Source organism: Streptomyces sp. NBC_01233 (assembly GCF_035989305.1).
GTDB lineage: Bacteria > Actinomycetota > Actinomycetes > Streptomycetales > Streptomycetaceae > Streptomyces.
In genome coordinates, this window is sequence record NZ_CP108514.1 from 4,878,484 (window position 1) to 4,900,534 (window position 22,051).

Below are 22,051 nucleotides of genomic sequence, written 5' to 3' on the forward strand. Positions count from 1 at the left end.
TCTTCATGGTTTTGCCAGGCCTAGATGGAACCGGTGGTGCACTTGGGACTCGCCAAGCGATGGATGCAGCAGCAAATAGATCAAGGCTGGTCGTTTACCAGTAAGCATGTATGCGCTGGGTGCGTTGATGACTATGCCCTTGAAGCTGCGATCAGCGCCGCTCAGGATATCGATGTCGAGTGTGACTTCTGCGGGGGATCACCGGCGGCCGAGCTCGATGTGCTGCTGGAGTTGTTCGTGGAAGGCGTATGCCGTGAGTACGGTTCAGCCGACGCTGAGGGGGTGTCATACGTCACCCGCGAGGGCGGCTATCAGTGGGATGTGTTGGATACGTGGGATGTGGTGCACGAGTGCGGTGCTGATGTGCTGGTCGGCGATGGCCTTCTGGAAGCAGTATGTGGGGCCATGGAGGACCAGTGTTGGGTTCCCGTTGATTTCATCGCCCCACGGCGCGACGAGGCGCTATATAACAGCTGGCAGCGGTTCTGTGACGCGGTTCAGCATCGCACGCGGTACGTTTTCTGGCTGCAGGCGGAGGAAGAGCTTGAGCATGGAGAAGTTTCCCCAGCTCGAATTCTTGAACATGTCGGGGAATTTGTAGATCGATTTGGTTTGGTTACGGAGCTGCCTGCCGGTACTCGGGTTTGGCGGGCCTTGACGCACCCGGAGCCTCAGGTCAGTTGGAATGCGAGACGCCTGGGTACGGCACCGCGGGAGCTTGCGCGACAGGCTAATCGAATGAGCCCTGCTGGTATTCCCATGTTCTACGGGGCCTTCGATTTCGACACGGCTCTCAGGGAGACGTCGGTACGGGGTGGGGAGCCTTGGGCCACTGCAGGTGAATTTGAGATCTCTCACTCATGCTTCGTGGTTGACTTTACGGGTGTGCCATCGGTCCCCTCTATGTTCGACCCGGACCATGCGGCGGACCGACGAACTCTGATCTTCCTGCATTCTTTCATTGAGGCGCTGAGTAAGCCTGCGCGCTCCCTGTATGAGCAGATTGACTATGTGCCCACCCAGGTGGTCACCGAGTATCTGCTCCACGTGTTCCGCCCTAGCGCGAGGGTGGCCGGTCTTCTTTATTCGTCTTCTCTCACCGGTGGTGTTGCTGCAGTGCTGAATGTGCCTCACGATCGATGTGTGGACTCTGCTGGCGAGGTTCAAGAGGGGGAGGTCGAAAGCCTTAGAATGATCCTTGATCCTGCGTCACTTTGCACAGGCCCGTCTTTTGTTGTCGAGCCATGATGCTTGCGGCCAAACTGGCAACGACGGCCTATGTGAGATTTGGGCGTGAAGCCAAACGCTTTTGTCGCCGTATGCCTGGAATGGCAACAGGGGCCTTGGTGCAGAATGGGCATATCGGCAGTCAGTCTGCGATACGGGCTGCTCGCTCGCGGAGCTCCTGGGCCTCTGGGACTCCGCTGTATCGGCGCAGGCGGACGCGCATGTCCTGCAGGGCCGCCTGGACCTTCACTGAGCGGATGCCATCCGCGCAATCGAGGAAGTCGCGCCAAGTGGCCATGGCTCCGTCGACGTCGCCTTGGCGGAGGCGGACGCCTCCGAGGTCGGCGAGGACGATGGCTCGGGTGCGGCGGCGGTCGAGGCCGTGGATGTCCAGGGCGAGGTGGAGGTGTTCCTCGGCGGCGTCGAGGTCGCCGAGGCGGGAGAGGATCATGCCGGACTCGTGGGCCCAGCGGCCGGGGGAGTAGTGCGCGGCCCAGGAGTCTCCGCCCGCGGCTGCCGGCTTGCCGATGGCCGCCTCGGACATGGCGAGGTGCTTGGTGGCCATGCGGCGGTCGTCGTCCTGGGCGGCGGCGTTGGCGAGGGTGGCCTCGTAGTAGGCGACGGCGCGCGGGTTGTCGAGGTGGCGGCCGTAGTCCACGCAGGCTTCGCCGAGCTGGACTGCCTCGGCCCGGTAACCGAGGTCGACGCACTGCACGGCGAGGCCGCGGAGGGCGGTCGCCGACAGCTCTGGGTCGCTGGCTTCGGCGGCCAGGCGGAATGAGTGCGCGTAGTAGCGCTGGGCGAGTCCGCGGAGTTCGGGGGTGTCGCCTTCGTCCTGGGCCATCCAGCCGGCGAGGTGGACGAGCTGGGAGGTGGCGGCGAACAGGTCTCGGCCGGTGGCCTCGGTGAAGCGTCCCTCCAGCCAGGGGGCGACGTCCTGTGTGAGGTATCGGACGGCCAGGTGGCGGGCGTGGCCGCCGCCGAGTTCGGAGGCGGAGTCGCCGAGGGCCTTGACCATGTGGCGCACGGCCGCGACCTCACCCTGGCCGACTCGGACGGCGCCGACGGAAGCGGTCTTGGTCCGGCGGGTGATGCTGTCCATGTCGGGCAGGCCGAGTGCGGACAGGGCGTATCCGCTGGAGGCGAGGATGAACTCCCGACGTTCCACGTCGCTCCTTCCCAGGTGCAGGACTGATGCAACGGTATCTGCGTGGGGTGCCGCAGGCATGGGCTCCGGAAGGTTGATCGCCTCGGGGTCCAGCCCCAGCACCTGCGCGATGTAGGGCCACCAGTGGCCGGGAGTCCGTTCTCCCTCGATCCAACGCCGGGCGTGCTGGCGCTGCAGGCGCCGCGGATCGCCGCATTCGGCCAGGCCAAGAGCACGTGCCAACTCCGAAGGCCCCCAGCCCCGTTCCTGGCAGGCCCGCTTGATCAGATCCGCGACGGCCGGGTTCCTCGGCACCCCGTCACCCTCCCCACCTGGATTACGCGGGATTACGCAGGACTACATCCTGGGCCCTGTCCCGAGAGGGCGGACCGCCGTTCACTGAACATCACCCCGCAGATCTCCGAATGGCTCGAACAGGCCCCGTTCAGGGCCTGTTGGTGCCTGCCCGGACACGTGAGAGGAACCGACGGTGGCGATGCCCGCTGACAGCGCACGGACCCGTACGATCCCGCCTTCCCTAGTGGTCGGTGTCTGCCGCTACCCCGCCCTCCGGGGGGTGTGGCGGTGAGCCGGGTCCCGTTATCCGACCCGCTGGGGACAGTCCTGAGCTGGGTCTGGGCGCTCGGCACGGCTGCTGGACTTGCGGTCCTCGGAGTCATGGTCCAGGCCGAGCAGTCGTCCGCGGAGATGCCGTTGGCGCATCCGCCGCTCAGCGTCGACGACATTCCCTTGGCCGACGGCGCCCGATAGACCCTCCGGCCCCGGCCTGCCCTACCCGGCCGGGGCCGGAGACGTAAAGGTCCTGCGCCGCACCCCGCCCGCGCAAGCACTGCGCCTCACCAGCGAATGAAGGGAAGCCGATGCCTATCCAGCACAGCAGCGACATGCACCCGGTCTCGGTCGCGTTCAGCGGCCCCGACAACACCGGGAAGACCAAGCAGATCGGAATCCTTGCCCGGCGTATGGGCCCGACCGCGACCTCCGCCGGCCCGCTCGACCACTACGACCCGCGCTGGGCCACCATCAAGGCCGACGGCATGGCCGGCTGGTGGTTCGAGACCGGCCCGGTCGAGGAGGTCACCGACGTCCTCGCCACCTCCTACCTCGAACGCTCCCGGCGCCCCTTCTCCGCGCCGGTGCGCTTGCTGGACCGGGGCATCCCCATGCTGGAGGCGTCCGTGGCGGCGACGGTTGCGGTACGGGAGAACCTGGGCACCGCGCAGGCCGCGGACCGGGCCCGGCTCCTGCTGTCCCCGTACGAGACCGACCTCCGGGCGGCCGAGGAGGACGAGTACGCCCTCGTCCTCCTGCACTGCGACGACCCCGAGGAAGGCGCCCGCCGGAGCCTGACCCACGAGGTGACCGTCACCGACACCTACGCGGCGTACCAGCGCCACCTCCACGAGCAGATCAACCGGCTCGTCAACGACGGCCGTTTCCCTATGTCGATCCGCATCGGCGACCGCCCGACCATCACCATTCAGGACGAGGTTCGCCGGCTCCTGGCACCCCTGCACCCGAGCGTGCCCAGCCGGGCCCTGGCAGGGGTGCACGTCACCGCGCTGGGCGGCATGTCGGAGAGCGGCAAGAGCACCGCCGGCGAGTACCTGCGTACGCACCACGGCCACGCTCGCCTCAAGATCGGGCACCTCATCGCGGACGCGGCCAGCCGGGCGGGGATCCCCGACCCCTACAGGCTGGGCTCCGTCGTGCAGGCCGAGCTGATCGTGGACGCGCTGGACCGGTTCTGCCAGGCTCACCACTTCCTCGACTCCGTCAGCATCGAGTCGCTGCACGACTTCGACTCGACCGCCGAACTCGCTCGGATGCTCGGCTCCCAGCTCACGATCGCCTACCTGGACGCTTCCGAGGCGACGCGCACACGGCGGGGCACCGCTGGGGCCCAGGACGTCGCCGACCGCGACGTCGTGAAGAGCGCGCGGGGTGCGGACAAGATCGCCTCCATCGCCCACGAGATCATTGGCAACGACGGGCCGCGCCTGGAACTGGAACGCCGGCTGGACCGCATCGCGCTCGACCGGCGCTGGCCGGAGCACCAACCCAGCACCATGCCGGTCAACGCGCTCGGACTCCCGGTCCACCTGGAGTCCTACCTGGCCGAGTTCCTCGACCGCACCACCGGACCGCAGCCGCTGGTCGACCTGCTGGCCGTCACTGGTAGCGGTGCCCGCGGCAAGTACCAGCACGGCTGGAGCGACCTCGACGTGTTCGTCGTCGCCGATGCCTCCTCCCTCGGCGGGATCCGCCAGGTTCTCGCGGAGCTGGAGGCCGAACTCGGCGGGGTCAAACTCGGCATGACCGTGCTGACTCGAGCCGAGTGCCGGGCTGGCGCCGTGACCTCCCGGCTCCTCCACGTCCTCGCCCTCATCGGCAGCGGGGCGCTGGTCCCGCTGTGGTCGGCCCCCGGCCTGGCCCTGCCGGCCCCGGACGCCGCCACCGATATCGACGTGAGCCTGCGCGACGGTATCCAGGCCGCCATCGAGATCCGCCGCCAGCTCCTCAAGGGAGCACCCGACCTCCGCGACCTCTACAAGGTCACCGCGCTGCTCGCGAAGATCCAGCTCCGCTTCAGCGGGATCGAGTGCCCCTCCGACAGCGACGCCCTCACCGTCCTCCTCGACGCCAAACGGCAGGACACGAGCGCGGTCACCACCGCCCGCACCGAGCGCCCCGCCGCCGAAGCGCTAGCGACCCTCGTCCTTCAGAGCTGGCTGGACACCCTTCCCGGGGAAAGGCGGTGAGCGTGAGCGCCCGGCGGGCTCCGGCGGCAGCGGGCACCTTCCACAAGCCGGTGGCGACCCGCGAGCAGGCCGAAGCCGAGGTGAAGGGATGGACCGGGCTCGCCTCGCGCATCGCCGTCCCGGCCCTTCACGGGCAGATCGCGTTACCCGACCGGCAGCTTCTCGCCTACGAGGACGTCTTCGCCACCGGCCGGTGTGAGCTGCTGATGGGCGACGTGATCGCCCTCGCCGACCGAGACCCCGCCGTGCAGCCTCGCCTGGACCGCCTCGTGGACGGCGTCTGCGCCGACCTGCGGGCGGCGGCCGATGAGACCGGGAAGCGCGTTCCACTGGCGGAGTGCGTTCCCGACCTCTACCTCGACCGGATCCGCCCCAGCGGTCGGCTGGACCGCTGGTACCTGCGCCGTGACCTGCCGATCGCCTTGCCCCACACCGGTACGACCCTCACCCTCCGCGAGCTGGCCGACTTCACCCTCACTGCCAACGGCCGGCAGCTGACGCTGAACGTCGCGAACATCATCGACAACCTCCGCCACGTCTTGGCCCCCGACCGCCGCTGGCTGGCCGGGCTGTCGCAGGGCGACCCCACGGAGCCCAACATCGCCGATCCGCTGTGCTGGCTCGACTTCGAGTTCGCCGGCCGCAACACTGTCGTGGGCGAGGCCGCCAACCTGCTCTGGTACCTGATGGCCCTGGGCGGCTGGCTCGTCCCCCGCTACCAGCCCGACGTGTACGCCCGCACCCTCCGCCTCGCACTGCCGCCACTCTCCTGCCCGCGCATCGATCATCTGGAGCTGCACGCGGGCAGGCGGCACATCGACGTGAAGTCAACACCGTTGCGTTAGGGATCTTGAGTCGTTGGCAACCCCCGCATGAGTAGCAGGAACGGGACTCCTGGTAGATCAACTTGTGCTGAAGCAAGGTGATCGTCGAGTCCAGGAGTCCCGTTGCGGGAGAAGTCTGTCATCACGCGCACGATCGAGGTCGCTGGGGGTGTGTTCGCGCCGGGGCAGCTGGGTGAGCTGACGCAGACGGTGGACTTCGAACTGGTGGACGCGGTGCTTGAGGAGACCGGCACGGTCGAGCGGCGACTGCGGCTGCTGCCCTCGCGGGTGGTGGTGTACTTCGTCCTCGCGCTCGCACTGTTCGAGAACTGCTCCTACCGGGCGGTGTGGGGCAAACTGACCGCCTCGCTGACGAGTCTGGCCCTGGCCGTCCCGGCGGCTTCCTCGCTGTCGCGGGCGAGGCGGCGGATAGGGGCCGCCCCGCTACGGCGGCTGTTCGAGATCCTGGCCGGGCCCCTCGCTGTCCGCGGGCAGTCGGGCACGTTCTGGCGGGGCCTGCGGTGCGTGGCCGTCGACGGCACTCTCCTCCATGTCCCGGACGAGAAGACGCTCACCTGGAAGTACCCGAAACGGGCCGGTGACACGCTGGAGTTCGGCTACCCGCTGCTGCGGCTCGTCGTCCTGGTCGAGTGTGGCACCCGCGCCCTGCTCGCCGCCACCTTCGGACCCGAGAGTGACGGTGAACTCACCTACGCGAACCGCCTGTTGGGCGCTCTTGACGACACGATGCTCCTGCTGGCCGACGCCGGCTTCGATGCGGTGGAATTCCTCCGTGACATCCAGGGCAGCGGGGCACGATTCCTGATCCGCTCTTCCGCCCGACGCATCCCCACCCCCGCCGAGCACCTGGCCGACGGCTCCTACCTGGCCCGGATCGGCTACGGCGTCATTCCCGTCCTGATCACCGTCCGCGTCATCGAGGCCCACCTCACAGTCCGCCTGGACGACGGCACTGTCCGCCACGAGCAGTGGCGCCTGCTCACCAGCCTCCTCGACCCCGTCCGCTACCCCGCCGATGAAGTGGCCGAGCTCTATCACCGCAGGTGGCAGGTGGAAACCACCTACTTCTCGATCAAGGCGACCATCCTGGAGGGCCGCGTCCTGCGCTCGCGCACCCAGCCCGGCCTCGACCAGGAGGTCTACGCCCTGCTCACGACCTACCAGGCCCTCCTCCGCGCCGCCGCCGACGGCATCGAGACCCGCCCCGACCTCACCATGAGCCGGATCAGCTTCACCGTCCTGATCCGCACCGCCGGTGACACCGTCATCAGCGCGACCGGAATCCTGCCCCCACTCGGCCCTGTCGACCGAGTCGGCGTGATCGGTCAGGCCGTCCTCGAAGCCCCGCTGCCGTCCCAACACAGGCAACGCATCAAAGTGAAGTTTCCCCGTGATCTTGGACACGGTGTTGTTACGCTGCGAGGGCCTGGTCTTGCCGGTATCGCAGGCGGGTTTCGTGGGGTGTGAGGTAGCCCCAGTGGATGTGCTTGCGTAGGCGGCGTCTGTTGTAGAAGGTCTCGATGAAGTCGAAGATGTCGGCGCGGGCGGTGGCCCGGTCGGGCCAGAAGCGGGTGCCGATCTCTTCTTTCAGGACGGCCCAGAAGCTCTCCGCGGCGGCGTTATCGAAGCAGCTCCCGGTCCGGCCCATACTTTGCCGGTGCCCCAACTTGCTGATTTTTGTGCGGAGTTGACCGGAGGTGTATTCCGATCCGCGGTCACTGTGGATCACACAGCCGGGTTCCAGGCGGCCCAGCGCGGCTGCCATGTCCAGCGCGTCGACGACGAGGTCGGCGCGGTGGTGGTCGGCCATCGAGTACCCGATCACCTCGCGCGTGGCCAGGTCCAGCCACGAGGCGAGGTAGAGCCAGCCCTCGGCGGTGGGGATGTAGGTGATGTCCCCGACGATTTTCGTTCCGGGACGGATGGCGGTGAAGTCCCGGCCGATCAGGTCCGGCGACGGGGCGGCCTTGGTGTCGGCCTTGGTCAGGCCGCGGCGTCCGGTGCGCCGGCTGTTCCCGGCGATGCCGTTCTCCCGCATGACCCGTGCCACCCGCTTACGGTTGACCACCCGGCCCTGCCGGCGCAGTTCGGCGGTGACGCGCGGGACGCCGTAGTTCCGCCGGGAGGCGATGTAGATCACCGTGATCTCGTGTGCCAGGGTCTCATCCGCCCGTCGCCTGGCTTCGCGGGCCTCGGCTCCGGCCACCCACGCGTAGTACGTGGACCGGGCGGTCTTCATCACCGTGCACAGCAGCACGATCGTGTAGTTCGCCTTCTCCGCGTGGATGAACCGGCATATCGTGCTCACCGGTCGCTCTCCTTCGCGAAGAAGGAGGTCGCTTTTTCAGGATCTCGATCGTCTTCGCCTGCTCTACGGTCAGCTTCCGCAGCCGCTTCAGTTCCTCGTCCCGGTCGTCGGCGGCCCGCACGGCGCCGGGTCCCGATCCGTTGTCCTGGGCGGCCCGGGCCTTCTTCACCCAGCCCCGCAGGGACTCCGAGCTGATCCCGAGTTCCCGGGCGACCTCGGTCACCGTCCGGCCCGACGACCGCACGAGCTCGATCGCGTCCCGCTTGTACTCGTCCGAGTACCGCTTCGTGTACTTGCTTCCCACCTGGCACTACTTCCTCTGGAACCTCAGATCCCAGTCTCCAGGTGTCCACGATCAAGGGGAAGCTTCATAGATCAATTCCCCCCAGAACACCGGCCGATCGTGGAGCACCGAGAAGGGCGACGTCGACCATAGGCCGCGCGAGTGCGACCGAGCTCTATGACGGCCCGCCCAGGCCACGGAGCACGTCACCGACGCTCTGGCAGGAGTCGACTCTGTGCTGGGCGCGGCGCGCGCGTTCCTCGGGGTCTCGCACGAAGAGCGCCTGGCGCCCTGGGTGGTATGTACTCACGACCTTCACGCTCCGCTCACGGACCGCTCCGGGGTGCGTCTTGAGCAGCCGGCGCCACGCGTCCTGGGCTTCGCTGCCCTGCAGAAGCACGACCTCGATCTTCGGCATCAGCTCCAGCAGCTGATTCAGCACCTCGACGCCGGCTTTGAGCTCGGCCGCCTTCGGCGAGCGGTTGATGTACCAGGGGTAGGCGTTCCAGGGAGTGACGTCTCGCGGCGCGATCCCCGCCCCGTCGAAGAGCTGGACCTGCAGCTCCGCAGTCGGGTCGTCGTTCTCCACACAAAGGAATCCGGAGCCGACCCCTTCCTGCGTCTTGGGACCCGGATCCCGCAGGATCGACAGGGCGCGCGCGTCCACTCCCCCGTGCCAGGGGGCGACGTGCGGCATCCAGCCACGCCCGTCCTGGTCGCGCAATGCGTCGACCATCTCATTGATCGGCCGTACGTGGGGGGCGTAGCGCCCCTGTTCCTGCTCTATTCGGAACGCCTCGTCCCGCATTCGTCTCGCCATGTCTCCTCCAGCACCCACTCGCACGATCGCGGGGAAATCGGGAACCTCTGACAACAGCACGGATCGCTCGACCGATCCCGCAGACAGAGAGAACTACTCGCCGCGCGCCACAGCTCCATGGAGGCAGGGCGCAGGAGGTCCGGGCTGCCGACGAGGGCAAGCCGCGTCTGGCGGGTCCTATTGGAACAGTGTGCCGCCGGGCACGCGTTCCACGTCGGTGACCTTCAGTTCGGCAATGTCCGCGATGGTGCCGTTGGACACCCCGTTCGGGACGATCAGCTGCTCCGGCTGGCGGTTGGTCTTGTCGGGGCCGAGGCGTTCGGCGTGGGCCTCGGTCTCGCCGAGGAAGTCGCCGTCCTTGTCGTATGCCTCGATGGTGACGCGGTAGTCGGCCGCGTCCTTGCCGAGATTGGTGATCGAGAGATCGTACAGGTACACCGGCCCGCCACCGAAGTCAGGGTCGGCGTGCCCGTTGGAGATCTTGACATGCTTCAGCAGCTCCTCGCGGGCGCCCGGCTCGATGCCGCACAGCTTGTCCCAGGCGTCCAGGACCTCAGCGAACTGCTCCGGGGTGGCCTTCTGCCCGGTCGGGGAGCTCTTCAACGACCGCTCGCGGTCCTTGCGGCGCCCCGAGCACTCGGTTGCGTACGTCTCCGTCATGGCCTTGAGGTCTTGTGCGGACATCGCGGTTATCTCGGCCCGCTTGGGCGTGTACTTCCACACGACGGCCAGGAATTGCTTCTGCCCCTCGTCCAGCAGCCGGTCGTTGTACGTGGCGGACGGGGACGGCGCCGTGCTGCCAGCGGCAGTGGTCTTGGGTTTGTCGCTGTTGTCGCCGTCGCAGGCGGCCAAGGCCAGAACCAAGCCCGCGGCGAGGACGGTCGCGACGGAAGTGCGATTCAAGATGCTTCCCCTCACTGGGCTGCCCGGTCGGCCCGCACCTCCGGGTAGGTCCGTGGATCGTACCGGCCGCCGGAGGGTGTACGGCAGGCCATTCCATGGGAAGGAGGGGGCTCAATCTGACGCCCCGTTGGGGCAGTTATGGCACGCGAATGGCACGCGGGCTCTGAGAGGTCTAGACAATGAAGAAGGCCCAGGTCGCTGACCTGGGCCTTCTTGCAAGAGCGGATGACGGGAATCGAACCCGCGCTATAAGCTTGGGAAGCTCATGTTCTACCATTAAACTACATCCGCACGATGGGCCAGTTGCCTGGAGCTCCATCTTCGCCCACTCTACCTCATGATCGACCCCCGGTGAATTTGCCGCGGGGTCGTCGTCGTGTGTGGTGTGCACCGAGGCGTGTGCGTGCGGGAGTTGGGGCGTACCGTGTGGGTTCGGAGCGTCGGCTGGAGCGGGTGCCGATCATCCCCTAATGTGGCGATTCGTCGCAGTACGGCTCGTTGGGGAAAGGGACTCGATGGAGCACACCGTCGTCCGTTGTGCCGAAGGGCACGTTTTCAGTACCGCCTCCTTCCCGCTGCAGCACCTCGGTGCCGGCCGGATCGGGCCCGGGCGGCTGCTGCGGTGTCCGCGGTGCGCGCGGTTGCGGCACGCCGTGCCCGTCGGGGCGGTCAAGCGGTAGCGGACGGGCGCGCGGGCGCCGCTCTCGATTGGGGGTGGCCCGCGCGCTCTGCGTATCCTCGGGACGTGCTTCTCTCTGACAAAGACATCCGGGCCGAGATCGACAGCGGACGGGTTCGCATCGACCCGTTCGAGGAGTCGATGGTGCAGCCCTCCAGCATCGATGTACGTCTCGACCGGTTCTTCCGGGTGTTCGAGAATCACCGGTACGCCCACATCGATCCGGCGATCGAGCAGGCGGACCTGACCCGGATGGTCGAGCCGGAGGGTGACGAGGCCTTCATCCTGCACCCCGGTGAGTTCGTGCTCGCCTCCACCTACGAGGTCATCTCGCTGCCCGACGACATCGCCTCCAGACTGGAGGGGAAGTCCAGTCTGGGCCGCCTCGGCCTGGTGACGCATTCGACCGCCGGGTTCATCGACCCGGGGTTCTCGGGCCACGTGACCCTGGAGCTGTCGAACCTCGCCACGCTGCCGATCAAGCTCTGGCCGGGTATGAAGATCGGGCAGCTGTGCATGTTCCGGCTCAGCTCGCCCGCGGAGTTCCCGTACGGCAGCGAGCGGTACGGGTCCAGGTACCAGGGGCAGCGCGGTCCGACCGCCTCGCGCTCCTTCCAGAACTTCCACCGCACCCAGGTGAGGCGCGAAGCATGAGTGACGTAGTACGCGAGAACCTCGACTACGAGGGCTTCGGGCGGGCCGTGCGGCAGCTCGCGCAGACCATCGCCGACGACGGGTACGAGCCCGACATCATCCTGAGCATCGCCCGTGGCGGCGTGTTCGTCGCCGGGGGGCTGGCCTACGCGCTCGACTGCAAGAACATCCACCTGGTGAACGTCGAGTTCTACACCGGTGTGGGGACCACGCTGGAGATGCCGGTCATGCTGGCGCCCGTGCCCGAGGCGATCGACTTCACCGACAAGAAGGTCCTCATCGCCGATGACGTGGCCGACACGGGCAAGACGCTGAAGCTCGTCCACGACTTCTGCCTGGGCCACGTCGCCGAGGTGCGCTCCGCCGTCATCTACGAGAAGTCCCACTCGCTCGTGAAGTGCGAGTACGTGTGGAAGAAGACCGACGAGTGGATCAATTTCCCCTGGTCGGTCTTGCCTCCAGTAAGTAAGTCGGGCGAGCCGCCCAAGCCGAACCTGGAAGCACTGTAGTCCTGGAGCGGCGGTAGGCGCCGACGGCTCAGCCCCCGGCTGGTGTCGATGCCTACATATATGCTCTTGCCGCCCACTTCCGGTCCATCCTGCGCCTCGGCCAGGAGGTCGAGGACCCCGGGTTTTCCGGGGCAGTACAACCGGATCGGAAGTGAGACATGGCAAGAAAGCGGACGTCCAAGCCGGACGGAAACGATCAAGGTAGCGGCCTCGCGAAGGCTCAGCTCCTGGTCGATCTCCTCGCCGTGCTGGTGGCGATCGCAAGCTGTGTGGAACAGCTGGCGCGGTAGCGCCACGAGAGCGATGTACCGGACGAAGGTTGGGCAGCAAGAAGCGAGCCCGGCCGTTGCATAGTCGGCCGGGCTCGCTTGAACTCCACGCATGAGCTCGGTCCTGGGTGCAACCGGGGCCGAGCTCCTCTGCTTGGAGCCGGTTCGTGGTCCAGAAGGCTCAGCTTTCACGCGTGAAACTTGAGAGTATTGGACACGTCGCTGAGGCTCACTATAGACGGACCGGCAATCGAGGGGCACCCTGGAGGGGCTGACCCTCAAGCGTCGATCGCATGCCTCTGATGCGTAAATAGCAGCAGGTCAGGGTGGGTGTGGGCAGGGCTGGGTGCCCGGTGGCCGTTGAGGGCCGCCGGGTGTCTGGTCTGCCGGTCAGGCGGCGGTCTCCCTGGGGTTGAGGGTGACGGTGTAGCCGAGTTGGTTGAGCTGGCCGATGGCCCGGCGGGTGGCGCGTTCGGGGTCGCGTTGGGTGAAGTAGCTGCCGCCGAGTTCTTGGTAGGCGGCGTTGTCGGTGAGCATGTGCCAGATCGCGGTGATGATCGAGTGCTCGACGGCGACCAGGGCCCTGAGCGGGCCGCGGCGGGCGGTCAGGCGTTTGTAGCGGGCGGCGAGGTAGGTGTCCTTGGTTCTGACCGCGCCGAACGCGGCGAGCCCGGGGGCGCCTTTGAGGTAGGGGTTGCCGGGCCGGACCTTGGTGTTCTTGGTGCGGCCGGCGGATTCATGGTGGCCGGGGCAGACCCCGGCCCAGGACGCGAGGTGCTTGGCGGAGGCGAACCGTGTCATGTCCCCGCCGGTCTCCGCGATGATCACCTCGGCGGTGGCCTGGTTGATCCCGGGGATGGTGTCGAGCAGGTCGAGGGCGCCACGAAAGGGCGACATCGCCTCCTCGACCCGTCCGCTGATCTGGTCGATCATCCCGGTGAGCTGGTCGTACTGGTCCAGATGCAGGCGGGTCAGGAAGGCGTGGTGTTCGCGGAAGCGTCCGGTCAGGGCCTCGGTGAGTTCGGGGATCTTGCTGCGGAGCTTGCGTTTGGCCAGGTCCGCGAGGACGTACGGGTCGGCTTCGCCGCGGATGAGGGCTTCGAGCATGGCCCGGCCGGAGACGCCCATGATGTCGGAGGCGACCGCGGACAGCTTGATTCCGGTGTCCTCCAGGAGTTTCTCCAACCGCTGGACCACACGGCTGCGTTCGCGGGTGGCGGTGGTCCGGGCGCGGGTGAGGTCTCGTAGTTCGCGGATCGGCTGGGGTGGGACGAAGGAGGGCCTCACCAGGCCATGGGCGCCGAGCTGGGCCAGCCAGGCCGCGTCCGAGACGTCCGTCTTGCGGCCGGGCAGGTTCTTGACCTGCCGCGCGTTGACGAGGATCACGTTCAAGCCCTCGGCCAGCACGTAGTAGAACGGCTTCCAATAGTCCGAGGTCGCCTCGATCACCACCAGGGTGACCTCGGTGGCGAGCAGGTGATCCCGCAGGTCCAGGACTGCGTTCGAGGTCGATCCCCACGTCGTGGTCTCGGCCGTGAAGGACCCCCGCCGCTTCGTACTGGGGGTGCGGACGCATACCTTGGCGTCCTTCTTGCTGATGTCGAGGCCGGCGCAGCGTTCGTGCAGCACGTCCACGGTCTTGCTCCCTCCCTCGCCGGACAACCGGGTATGCCGTTCCGGGAGGGCCAGGGTGAATCAGGAATTCTGACGCACGTGCTTCACAGCAACACTCCACGGTTCCCGTGGACGGCCCCCAGCACCACGCTGACCTGCGAGCTCACGGGCATCACAGAGGCATCGGTTTCGGCCGGAACGAACACCCCAAGGTTCCCGAACCGGTACCAGCCCCCGGCAGGGCAGACAGAAGCACCCCCGGCGCGCACCCGGGATTTACCACGCCCCCGGCGCGCACCGAAGGTGCGCTGGATCGCTGACCTGCTGAAACAGTCCGCTTGACGATCAAGGTTGCCTAGCGCGGTGCGTGCTCCAATCGGGCGTACCTCACATTTCCCTAACTTTCACGGGTGAAAGTAACAGGGCTGTCCGGCTCAATCATTCTTCTGGCGTCGGAGCGTCCGCCAGCGCATGTTGGGGACGGTCAGACAGTCGCAGCCGATGGGGTCAGCCGAGGTAGGGATGCTCGCGGTGCTCCATGAAGTGGCGGATCCTGAGTCGCTGCGTGTGGTGCATCGGAAGTTGGTCCAGCTCGTCTGGACGGACGAAACGTAGCTCCGTCGACTCGTCGGAGATCGCCAGTTCTCCGCCGACGATCCGCGCGGTGAAGCAGACGTTGAACTGTCGGCGCACCTCGCCATCCGTGTACGCGATGATGTGCCTCGGGGCGGTGTACGTGCCGACCAGTCCCGTGACCTCCACGTCCAAGCCGGTCTCTTCCTTGACCTCACGGACGGCCGTGCCGGGGAGCGAGTCGGTGAGGTCCATGCCCCCGCCGGGGAGCGCCCACAGATCGTTGTCACGTCGACGCTGGAGCAGGATGCGCCCCTGCTCGTCGGTGACGACGGCTGAAGCTGCGACAACCATGCTGTTCGGCTTGGGCGCGTTCGCGTCGTCGTAGTACTCGGTCCGTGCCATGGTCACCTCTCGTGCCGTACGGGCGTCGCCGTGGACCACACCGCGTTGAAGCTCTCGGCGTAGGTGTCGAACATCCCGCCTTCGCCGCTTCGCCGAAGATGCCACACCGGGGCCCCGTACGCGTTGACGCCCCAGACATGGGCATTGACCAGCAACTGATCATCGGCGCGGTAGAGCGAGTTGTAGAGCGTCGTGCCGTGGGTCCGGATGTCGATGCCGGGCACGCCGATCAGGGGGCGGTAATGCATGAGCGCCAGTTGGCAACGGGACTCGATGCCGTGGCCGAACTTCTCCTCCTGGCCGCGCGCCCGAACGTTCTCGCTCTCGGCGTCGCCCACCGCGATCCGGATCGCGCAGCCGTCTGCGGCTCGCTCCCGCAAGAGCTCGTTGAGGCGGGGATAGGCCTCATGCAAGAAGACGGCGGCGTACACCAACACGTCGATGTGCTCACGGGCCTGCGTCAGCATGTCCACGAAGGCGGATACGGGGATCTCCGCCCGCTGGTCGTAGAGCGCCACGAGCTCCGGGCTGATCGCTCGCGCTGCGCGCGCCTGCCGGAGGGCCGGCCAGAGTGCGTGCACGTCTTCTCCTAGGGTCTCTGCCGCCCGCATGGCTGTGACACGGCGTGGAGTACGGCCGAGATTGACCCACCGCTCAACGGATTTGGGGTCTACGTCGACTTTTTCCGCGAGGGTGGCGTACGTCCAGCCTCCGTCCGCCATGACGGCACGAAGCCTCTCGTTCGGCATGAGTCTCCCCCTGATCCTTGGGACGGCACTAGGGACGTTCTACCGGACGCGGGACGTCCCGAAGTGGGGTTTGGTGGAGGTTCCGACGTCCTTATGAACGGCAGCATGCTCGTGCCCATGGCGAGCAACCAGCAGGCCAGCCCCGGAATCGGTGAACTGGCCAAGGACCAGAAGACCGGACGCATCGGCATCGTCATGGGCGAGATCGGTGGCCGCGTGCAGATGCGCCCGGTCGGCGGTGGCATCGAGTGGGATGCCATGCCCGGCGACGTGGTCGCCCCCAAGGCGCGGGAGGAACTGAGCGCGCGCCTGGCCGTGAAGAACAACAACAGCCGGGTCGGCCTGTGATGCGGGTCATCGGCCGGTACGCCGGCGTCCCCCTCATCGTCTGCATCAGCGCTTCGTACGGATTCGTGATCGGGGCCGCCCTCGGTACTGGCACTAGACCGGTCCGCCCTGGACGGCTGCCGAATCCGCGGCTTCCCGTCCGTGAAATGTCGCGGCAGGAGGCCGAGACGTACGCCTGGAGGCGCTATGAACGGTTCGACGAGTCAGATCCTCACGACGGTTGGTGACGGCGTCCGCCTCGGAGACGTGATCACGATCGGCGGCAACCCGCACACCGTGACGAACGTGCGGCGGGTCGCGGGCGGGCGAAAAGTCCTGGAGTTCGCCGACGGCAACGTCTACGTGCTGGGCCCCTCGCTTCTCATCCAGGTCATGCGGACGTCGCGGACGCGAGTGCGCCTCGTGGCTGGACGAGACGGGCTTGCCCGCGTGGCCCTGTCCTGACCCCTTCTTCTGCACGGAGGTTCCCGCGTGGCACCTGCATAATCCACCCTGACCCGGCGCCCTCGCCCCCCTCGCAACGAGAGCTGCGGGGACTGCGGCGGCAGCGGCGCCGACTCGTCCGGCAAGAGCTGCGGAGCCTGCAACGGCCTCGGCGAGATCTACTGCTGCAACTCCGACCGCCAGGGCGCACGCGTGATGTCGCGCTACTCGATCCGGAAGGAGTACCACTGATGGCCCAGGCTCTGATCGCCTCCCCGTTCCTTGACGGGCACCTCCTCCTCAAGCCCGGCGCCAGGGCTGGGGCTCGCATCCCCGCCGACCACTACGAGGCCCTGCGGCAGGCTGCTGCCAATGGTGAGGCTTTGCCCGCCTGGGCGGTGCGGACCGCGTCCGATGTGTGGGGAATCGACCTGGACGGCCGGCCCGCACAGGGCACGGTGCTGGTGCACGAGCCGTCCCCGTACGGCTACTGCCGGGCCTCCTGGGAGATCAACCTCGGCTGCAACTTCGGCTGCAAGCACTGCTACCTCGGCGAGCGGCCCTTCTTCGGGCTCGCCTGGGAGGACAAGGTGCGGCTGCTGGACATCATGCGCGAGGCTGGTGTCCTCTGGCTCCAGATCACCGGCGGCGAGCCCACCATGGACCCGGACTTCCAGGGCGCCTACCGGTACGCCTGGCAGGCCGGGATGATGCTCACCATCTCCACCAACGGCTCGCTGCTCTGGCGGCCGGACCTCCTGAAGCTCTTCCGGGACTCTCCGCCGTATCGCCTGGTGGTCAGCATGTACGGGGCGAGTGAGGAGTCCTTCGACACGCTCACCCAGCGCCGCGGGGCCTGGAAGGCGTTCCGGCGCGGCATGGACGCCGCACGTGAGGCGGGCCTGCCACTGCGTATCAACGTCGTGGTGACCGAGGACAACGCCTCCGAGGCCGACGAGATGGCCGCCCTCGCCGACGAGTGGAACGTCGAGAACCACGCGTACACGAATATGACGCCCACGATCTACGGCGGCGGAGAGCCGCTGCTTGCCCAGTCCGCCGCCCACCTGCGGCAGCGCAAGCCGTTCGCCGGCTGCAACGCGGGACACACCTTCTTCCACGCCGACCCGCACGCCAAGGTCTCGATCTGCAAGGTCGGCCGCGACGACCAGATCGACCTGATGGCCGAAGGCATTGACGGCCTCACCCGGCTCGGCGCCATCGCCGACCACCTCATGCTTCGCACCGGAGGGTGCGAGGGCTGCGCCCTGTCCGGCACCTGTCGGGTCTGCCGCCCCCTGGCCAAGCACTACCAGGAGGCGAAGGCGCCGCTGCACAGCTACTGCCAACACGGAGACAAGGAGAACGGATCACGACCCCGCCCGTACTGGTGAACCTCCTGCCCGGCCCGCCGGCCTCGGCGCGCCGCGCGTCGCCGCCCGTTGCCGCTTCGGCGGTCACCGCCGTCCTGGACCTGGACATGGTCGTGGAGAGCGCGGAGTGCTCCTGCGACGCCGGTGACGACAACCCCCACTAACCGACAGAATCCGGTCGGTTCCGTTCAGGCCCTGGCGTCTTCGCGTCGGGGCCTGAGCCCTGGCCGGCCGACCGTTAAGGTGCCGCTCATGTTGTTCCGCTGGGACTGGCTCCGGCCCGTATTGACCGCGCCGATCGTGCCGACTCTCGGCCCCGTCCACCCCCACGTCCTCACCGTGGATCTCTTCGAGGACACGCTGCGAGCAGCCGTCGCTGACCGTTCCTTCCTGCACTACGACAAGGACCGGCGTTGGAGCAGCGAGAAGGACGAGACGGTCCTTCGTGGCGACGTGGTCCATCAATCCGATCACACCCTCGTCCCCACCCTGACCCGGCGTGGACGCGGCACCGTCAAGGTCTTCGCCTACGGGCACCGTGACAGCGTCGTGGACGAAGCGGCCGAACTGTCCGCGAAGCTCGCCGTCGTGCATGACGTAGTCAACGCGAGGGTCGTGCGCCCGCTCGGCCCCGAGACCGGCTCCCCACGCGGCACCCGCATCCAGCTCCAGGACTTCACTGCCAGACCCTGCCCCGACTCCGGCGGCCCGGTCCGCCCCGTCACTGACTGGCCGGCTGCTGTGCAGGAGACCTTCGCCCCGTTCGCCACGGCGATGGCCGCCGATGGCCTGGCCTTCCTTCACGGGCAGATGCAGGCTGGCCGGTGTGGCCCGGTTCTCGCAGCCGTCGTGGATGGTCGCATCGTGGGGGCGATCGGCCCGATGGAAGTACGCCCCGACGCGATCGGGTGCCCCCAGCTCATGCCCCAGTACTTCGCCGTCTTGCCCGAGGCCCGAGGGCGGGGGCTTGGGCGTGTCCTGTGGCGGGCCGCGATGCACTGGGGTCAGTCCCATGGCGCCGCTTACCAGCTCCTACAGACCGAGGTTGGTGGCTCCTCCGACAGGCTCTGTCAGTCCGAAGGACTGACCTCCCTCGGCTTCAGCCACACCACACGGGTGTAGCGGGATCGCGGCCTGACCTACCACAACGAAAGACCGAACCACCCCTTGGCCTGGACAGCATCCGGGGTGGTCCGGTCGCGGAATCCCCAATCAGGACCCCGGTGCCGATGGTACCGGGGTGGTCGTCGTGCCCAGGGACGGGCTGATCCCAACCCCGCTTTTGACTTGTTGAGTTGGAGAATGGCTAGCGACGACGAAGTAGGGCGAGAGGCCGTGTGGCTGAAGAGACACCTGGCCCGTGCCCCCGAACGTGACGAGGAGTGGATCCGCCGCGCACTGCTGCTTCAGGGAAAGCAGTGACTAACGCCCCTTCTGGGCCCCCAAGGACTGTCCCGTAACTGCCGGAGGCGACCGGCCGTCCCCATGAACGACATCGCGCGGCGCTTCGTAGACGAGTATGACCGACTCACATTGTGACCTCAGGGGATGTAACGAACACCCTGCCCCTGAGCAACGGCGGATCACCTGCCACGAGCACCGCGGCCCCCCGCGCCTCGTCCTGTTGGAGTCTGCCGATCCGGGGTTGGAAGCCCGGAGGCGCGGCATAGGATCCGGGAGGCGGGACAATGCTGTGGGAGCTGACAGCTCACTCTCCCGCGACGAGGGAGAAGCCGTGCAGTTCATCGTTCAGGCAGACGGCCAGCCCGTGCACGTCGGTTCCGAGGCCCTGGTCTTGGAAGCTGGCGATTGGGACGATTTCGGCTTCCGGACCAGCTTCACCCTCTGGTACCGCAACTCGACCGATCTCAGGAATCTGGGATACGTCAAGGTCGCTGTCGCCGGACAGGAGAGGGGCCCCCATCCTTTTCAGCACGGGACCTACGACGGCCCACCGGCAGGTCAAATATTCTCGCTCGGCCTGAGCGATGGCTACTACGACAACATCAGGAAACTCGGCTCTGAGAAACGCGTCGAGATCCTCCACATTCTCGGCGATCTGGCCTACAATCTCGACCGCTTCGAGGAGGCAAAGGCGCACGAAGTGGTACGTAGGTCGCTACTGCGGGTCGTGGAGGAGCAGACTGTCAGGGTTCAGTTCAACCGGATCGCGCGCGGCGGGGTTCGCCTGAGCGAGTACCGATTCAGTTACGTCGGACCGAGCCAGGATTCTGACGACTGCCTCCGCTTTGACGTCACCCCAGACACCCGACCGTCAAGCAATGTCCATGTAATCATCGGCCGCAACGGAGTGGGGAAAACCCACCTCTTGCGACGACTCGCCTCCGCCGTCGTACGCCCGGACCTGCACGAACAGTTCGGGCGCGTGACGATGTCCCCTACCTCCACTTCGCCAGTGGGAGAGCGCTTCGTCAACGTGGTCTCGGTGACCTTCAGCGCATTCGACCCGTTCACGACCGTTGAGACACTCGGCCGCCCTGGTGCCCCCTTGCCTCCGAATGCGGTTGCCTACACCTACGTCGGCCTTCACCGCTCAGCGCGCACCACCGGGGGGCTGGAAACACCCCAGCATGAGCGTCTCCGGTCGGATTTTCGCGACGCCATTGCTTACGTCCGCCAATCGCGCAACTTCTCGTCTTGGCGCCGCGCAGTGCTGACGCTCGGCCGGGACCCACAGTTCGGCGGTTCCGCTATTGCCTCCTACGCCGGCAACATGCGAGCTGGCATGAAGATCATGAACTCCCACCTGGATGACTTGAGCGATGCCTTCGGGCGGTTGAGTTCGGGGCACGCAATGGTGGTACTCACCATGACAGAGCTTGTAGGCCGTGTGGCTGAGCAGTCTCTGGTGCTCGTGGACGAGCCCGAGACCCACCTGCATCCACCGCTACTTGCTTCTTTCGTTCAGACGATTTCCGACCTGTTGACTGAACGCAACGGCGTCGCAGTGATCGCTACGCATTCGCCGGTGGTCCTCCAGACGGTCCCTCGCTCGTGCGTCTACAAGTTGATCCGGCACGGCGAGGCCAGCCGTGCTGAGCGGCCGCAGATCGAGACGTACGGCGAGAACGTGGGCGTACTGACCCACGAGGTCTTCGGGCTGGAGGTCATGCGGTCAGGCTTCTACTCCGAGATCGCCGATGCGGTGGCACAGCGGGACTCCTACGAGGAGGTTCTGGCCCACTTTGGCGGAAATCTCGGCGGAGAGGCCAAGGGGCTGGTGCGCATCCTCCTCTCGGAGAAAAGAGACGGGCTCCTTTGATGTGGCCACTGCCGGTACCCCTCCGTCAGGCAGATCGCAGCTACCTGGCATGCGTCATCAAAACAGCCGACGCCGAACGCCGTGAGCGACTGCTGAGGGCTGCAAACGCAGTACGGAAGGCCGGACAGGCTCTTCGTCAGGCCACAGCCGCCAAGACCCTGCATGACCTCGACAGAGCGGATTTCGCTGTCCCTCAGATCCCTACTGAGGACTTCGTGAAGTGGGCATACGGCAACGGCATGCAGACCGTCGCTGGCCAGAAGATCCGCGACGAGCTGATGACGGCTCCGGTAAACGACCGGTGCCCACTGTGTCGGCAGGGCGCCGTCCGGCAGCTCGACCATTTCATGCCCAAGAGCCTGTTCCCCTCGCTGTGTGTCGACCCGCTCAACCTTGTCCCGGTGTGCGGCGAGTGCAACTTGATCAAAGGGAACAAGAGTCCAGACCGCGCTGGGAACACGCTCCTGCATCCCTACCTCGACCGGATATCCCACCAACGGTGGCTGGATGCCCAGGTAGTCCACGACTCCGGTTCTGTACGTCTGAAGTTCTTCGTCAGCCCCCCGACCTCGTGGGACAGTACGCTCCGGGCACGGGTCGAGCACCACTTCACGCTCTTCGATCTGGGCCATCGCTACGCGGTCGATGCGAACCGCGTCATCTGCGACGTGGCGCACTGCCTAGACCAACTACGGGCACGCCCTGGTGGCGCGGCTATCGTCCGCGACTACCTCCAGGACGAGGCTGAGACCCGGTTGTCCCAAGAACCCAATAGCATCGAAGGCGTGACCTACGCGGCACTGGCAGCAGACGACCACTATTGCCGGGGCGGCTAGTGGCTGACGCTGACGAAGGA

20 protein-coding genes, 1 tRNA gene and 1 pseudogene are annotated in these 22,051 nt (G+C 66.8%); 13 read left to right on the forward strand and 9 right to left on the reverse strand.

Annotated elements, in window-relative coordinates; genetic code table 11:
• The first annotated feature begins 24 nt into the window (after positions 1-24).
• The gene (locus OG332_RS23075) at positions 25-1,248 is read left to right on the forward strand and encodes a HEPN-associated N-terminal domain-containing protein (RefSeq protein WP_327415250.1); all 1,224 of its coding nucleotides are present in this window, start codon (positions 25-27) and stop codon (positions 1,246-1,248) included.
• Positions 1,249-1,369: 121 nt separating this feature from the next.
• On the opposite strand, the gene OG332_RS23080 is transcribed toward OG332_RS23075, so the two are convergent.
• Entirely contained in the window at positions 1,370-2,395 is a 1,026-nt protein-coding gene (locus tag OG332_RS23080; RefSeq protein WP_327415251.1) for a tetratricopeptide repeat protein, read from the reverse strand.
• An 860-nt stretch (positions 2,396-3,255) separates the two neighbouring features.
• Between OG332_RS23080 and OG332_RS23085 the strand changes: the two genes are divergently transcribed.
• The 3 genes from OG332_RS23085 to OG332_RS23095 all read left to right on the forward strand — a co-directional run bounded on the left by OG332_RS23085 (position 3,256) and on the right by OG332_RS23095 (position 7,469).
• The gene (locus OG332_RS23085) at positions 3,256-5,157 is read left to right on the forward strand and encodes a nucleotidyltransferase domain-containing protein (protein ID WP_327415252.1); all 1,902 of its coding nucleotides are present in this window, start codon (positions 3,256-3,258) and stop codon (positions 5,155-5,157) included.
• Positions 5,158-5,159: 2 nt separating this feature from the next.
• Positions 5,160-6,002 (forward strand): hypothetical protein, encoded by an 843-nt coding sequence (locus OG332_RS23090; RefSeq protein ID WP_327415253.1) that lies wholly within the window; start codon positions 5,160-5,162, stop codon positions 6,000-6,002.
• A gap of 102 nt (positions 6,003-6,104) precedes the next feature.
• Entirely contained in the window at positions 6,105-7,469 is a 1,365-nt protein-coding gene (locus OG332_RS23095) for an IS4 family transposase (protein ID WP_327415254.1), read from the forward strand.
• Here the strand turns inward: OG332_RS23095 and OG332_RS23100 are convergent.
• From OG332_RS23100 to OG332_RS23115, 5 genes and pseudogenes are all read right to left on the reverse strand, one after another.
• The gene (locus OG332_RS23100) at positions 7,414-8,310 is read right to left on the reverse strand and encodes an IS3 family transposase (protein ID WP_327411458.1); all 897 of its coding nucleotides are present in this window, start codon (positions 8,308-8,310) and stop codon (positions 7,414-7,416) included. The two genes, OG332_RS23095 and OG332_RS23100, sit on opposite strands and share 56 nt — an antisense overlap.
• Positions 8,311-8,392: 82 nt before the next feature.
• Positions 8,393-8,614: pseudogene (locus tag OG332_RS47880) on the reverse strand (transposase); the annotation flags it as partial.
• 154 nt (positions 8,615-8,768) lie between these two features.
• The gene (locus OG332_RS23105) at positions 8,769-9,413 is read right to left on the reverse strand and encodes a uracil-DNA glycosylase (protein ID WP_327415255.1); all 645 of its coding nucleotides are present in this window, start codon (positions 9,411-9,413) and stop codon (positions 8,769-8,771) included.
• A gap of 177 nt (positions 9,414-9,590) precedes the next feature.
• On the reverse strand, positions 9,591-10,316 hold the full coding sequence (locus OG332_RS23110) for a hypothetical protein (RefSeq protein WP_327415256.1): 726 nt from the start codon (positions 10,314-10,316) through the stop codon (positions 9,591-9,593).
• 220 nt (positions 10,317-10,536) lie between these two features.
• A tRNA-Gly gene (locus OG332_RS23115) sits at positions 10,537-10,607 on the reverse strand.
• A gap of 454 nt (positions 10,608-11,061) precedes the next feature.
• Between OG332_RS23115 and dcd the strand changes: the two genes are divergently transcribed.
• Together dcd and OG332_RS23125 are read left to right on the forward strand one after the other, a co-directional pair.
• Positions 11,062-11,649, forward strand: coding sequence for a dCTP deaminase (gene dcd / locus OG332_RS23120; protein ID WP_327415257.1), 588 nt, complete (start codon positions 11,062-11,064; stop codon positions 11,647-11,649).
• Complete coding sequence (locus tag OG332_RS23125; protein WP_327415258.1) at positions 11,646-12,158, forward strand: phosphoribosyltransferase; 513 nt, start codon at positions 11,646-11,648, stop codon at positions 12,156-12,158. Before dcd ends, OG332_RS23125 begins: the two co-directional genes overlap by 4 nt.
• 659 nt (positions 12,159-12,817) lie before the next feature.
• Here the strand turns inward: OG332_RS23125 and OG332_RS23130 are convergent.
• From OG332_RS23130 to OG332_RS23140, 3 genes are all read right to left on the reverse strand, one after another.
• Positions 12,818-14,062: an IS110 family transposase gene (locus OG332_RS23130; protein WP_327415029.1), complete on the reverse strand. Its 1,245-nt coding sequence runs from the start codon at positions 14,060-14,062 to the stop codon at positions 12,818-12,820.
• A gap of 486 nt (positions 14,063-14,548) precedes the next feature.
• Entirely contained in the window at positions 14,549-15,019 is a 471-nt protein-coding gene (locus OG332_RS23135; RefSeq protein ID WP_327415259.1) for an NUDIX domain-containing protein, read from the reverse strand.
• 2 nt (positions 15,020-15,021) lie between these two features.
• Complete coding sequence (locus OG332_RS23140) at positions 15,022-15,768, reverse strand: XRE family transcriptional regulator (RefSeq protein WP_327415260.1); 747 nt, start codon at positions 15,766-15,768, stop codon at positions 15,022-15,024.
• 105 nt (positions 15,769-15,873) lie between these two features.
• Here OG332_RS23140 and OG332_RS23145 point away from each other — a divergent pair, with 105 nt between their 5' ends.
• The 7 genes from OG332_RS23145 (at position 15,874) to OG332_RS23175 (ending at position 22,031) form a co-directional block, all read left to right on the forward strand.
• Complete coding sequence (locus OG332_RS23145) at positions 15,874-16,116, forward strand: hypothetical protein (protein ID WP_327419348.1); 243 nt, start codon at positions 15,874-15,876, stop codon at positions 16,114-16,116.
• A 186-nt stretch (positions 16,117-16,302) separates the two neighbouring features.
• Positions 16,303-16,560 (forward strand): hypothetical protein, encoded by a 258-nt coding sequence (locus OG332_RS23150; protein ID WP_327415261.1) that lies wholly within the window; start codon positions 16,303-16,305, stop codon positions 16,558-16,560.
• Positions 16,561-16,790: 230 nt separating this feature from the next.
• Complete coding sequence (locus OG332_RS23155) at positions 16,791-17,933, forward strand: radical SAM protein (RefSeq protein ID WP_327415262.1); 1,143 nt, start codon at positions 16,791-16,793, stop codon at positions 17,931-17,933.
• On the forward strand, positions 17,930-18,076 hold the full coding sequence (locus OG332_RS23160) for a hypothetical protein (RefSeq protein WP_327415263.1): 147 nt from the start codon (positions 17,930-17,932) through the stop codon (positions 18,074-18,076). Before OG332_RS23155 ends, OG332_RS23160 begins: the two co-directional genes overlap by 4 nt.
• Before the next feature lie 88 nt (positions 18,077-18,164).
• Entirely contained in the window at positions 18,165-19,034 is an 870-nt protein-coding gene (locus OG332_RS23165; RefSeq protein WP_327415264.1) for a GNAT family N-acetyltransferase, read from the forward strand.
• 613 nt (positions 19,035-19,647) lie between these two features.
• A complete protein-coding gene (locus OG332_RS23170) occupies positions 19,648-21,195 on the forward strand; it encodes an AAA family ATPase (RefSeq protein WP_327415265.1) in 1,548 nt (515 codons plus the stop codon).
• A 215-nt stretch (positions 21,196-21,410) separates the two neighbouring features.
• A complete protein-coding gene (locus OG332_RS23175) occupies positions 21,411-22,031 on the forward strand; it encodes a hypothetical protein (RefSeq protein ID WP_327415266.1) in 621 nt (206 codons plus the stop codon).
• Positions 22,032-22,051: the final 20 nt, after the last annotated feature.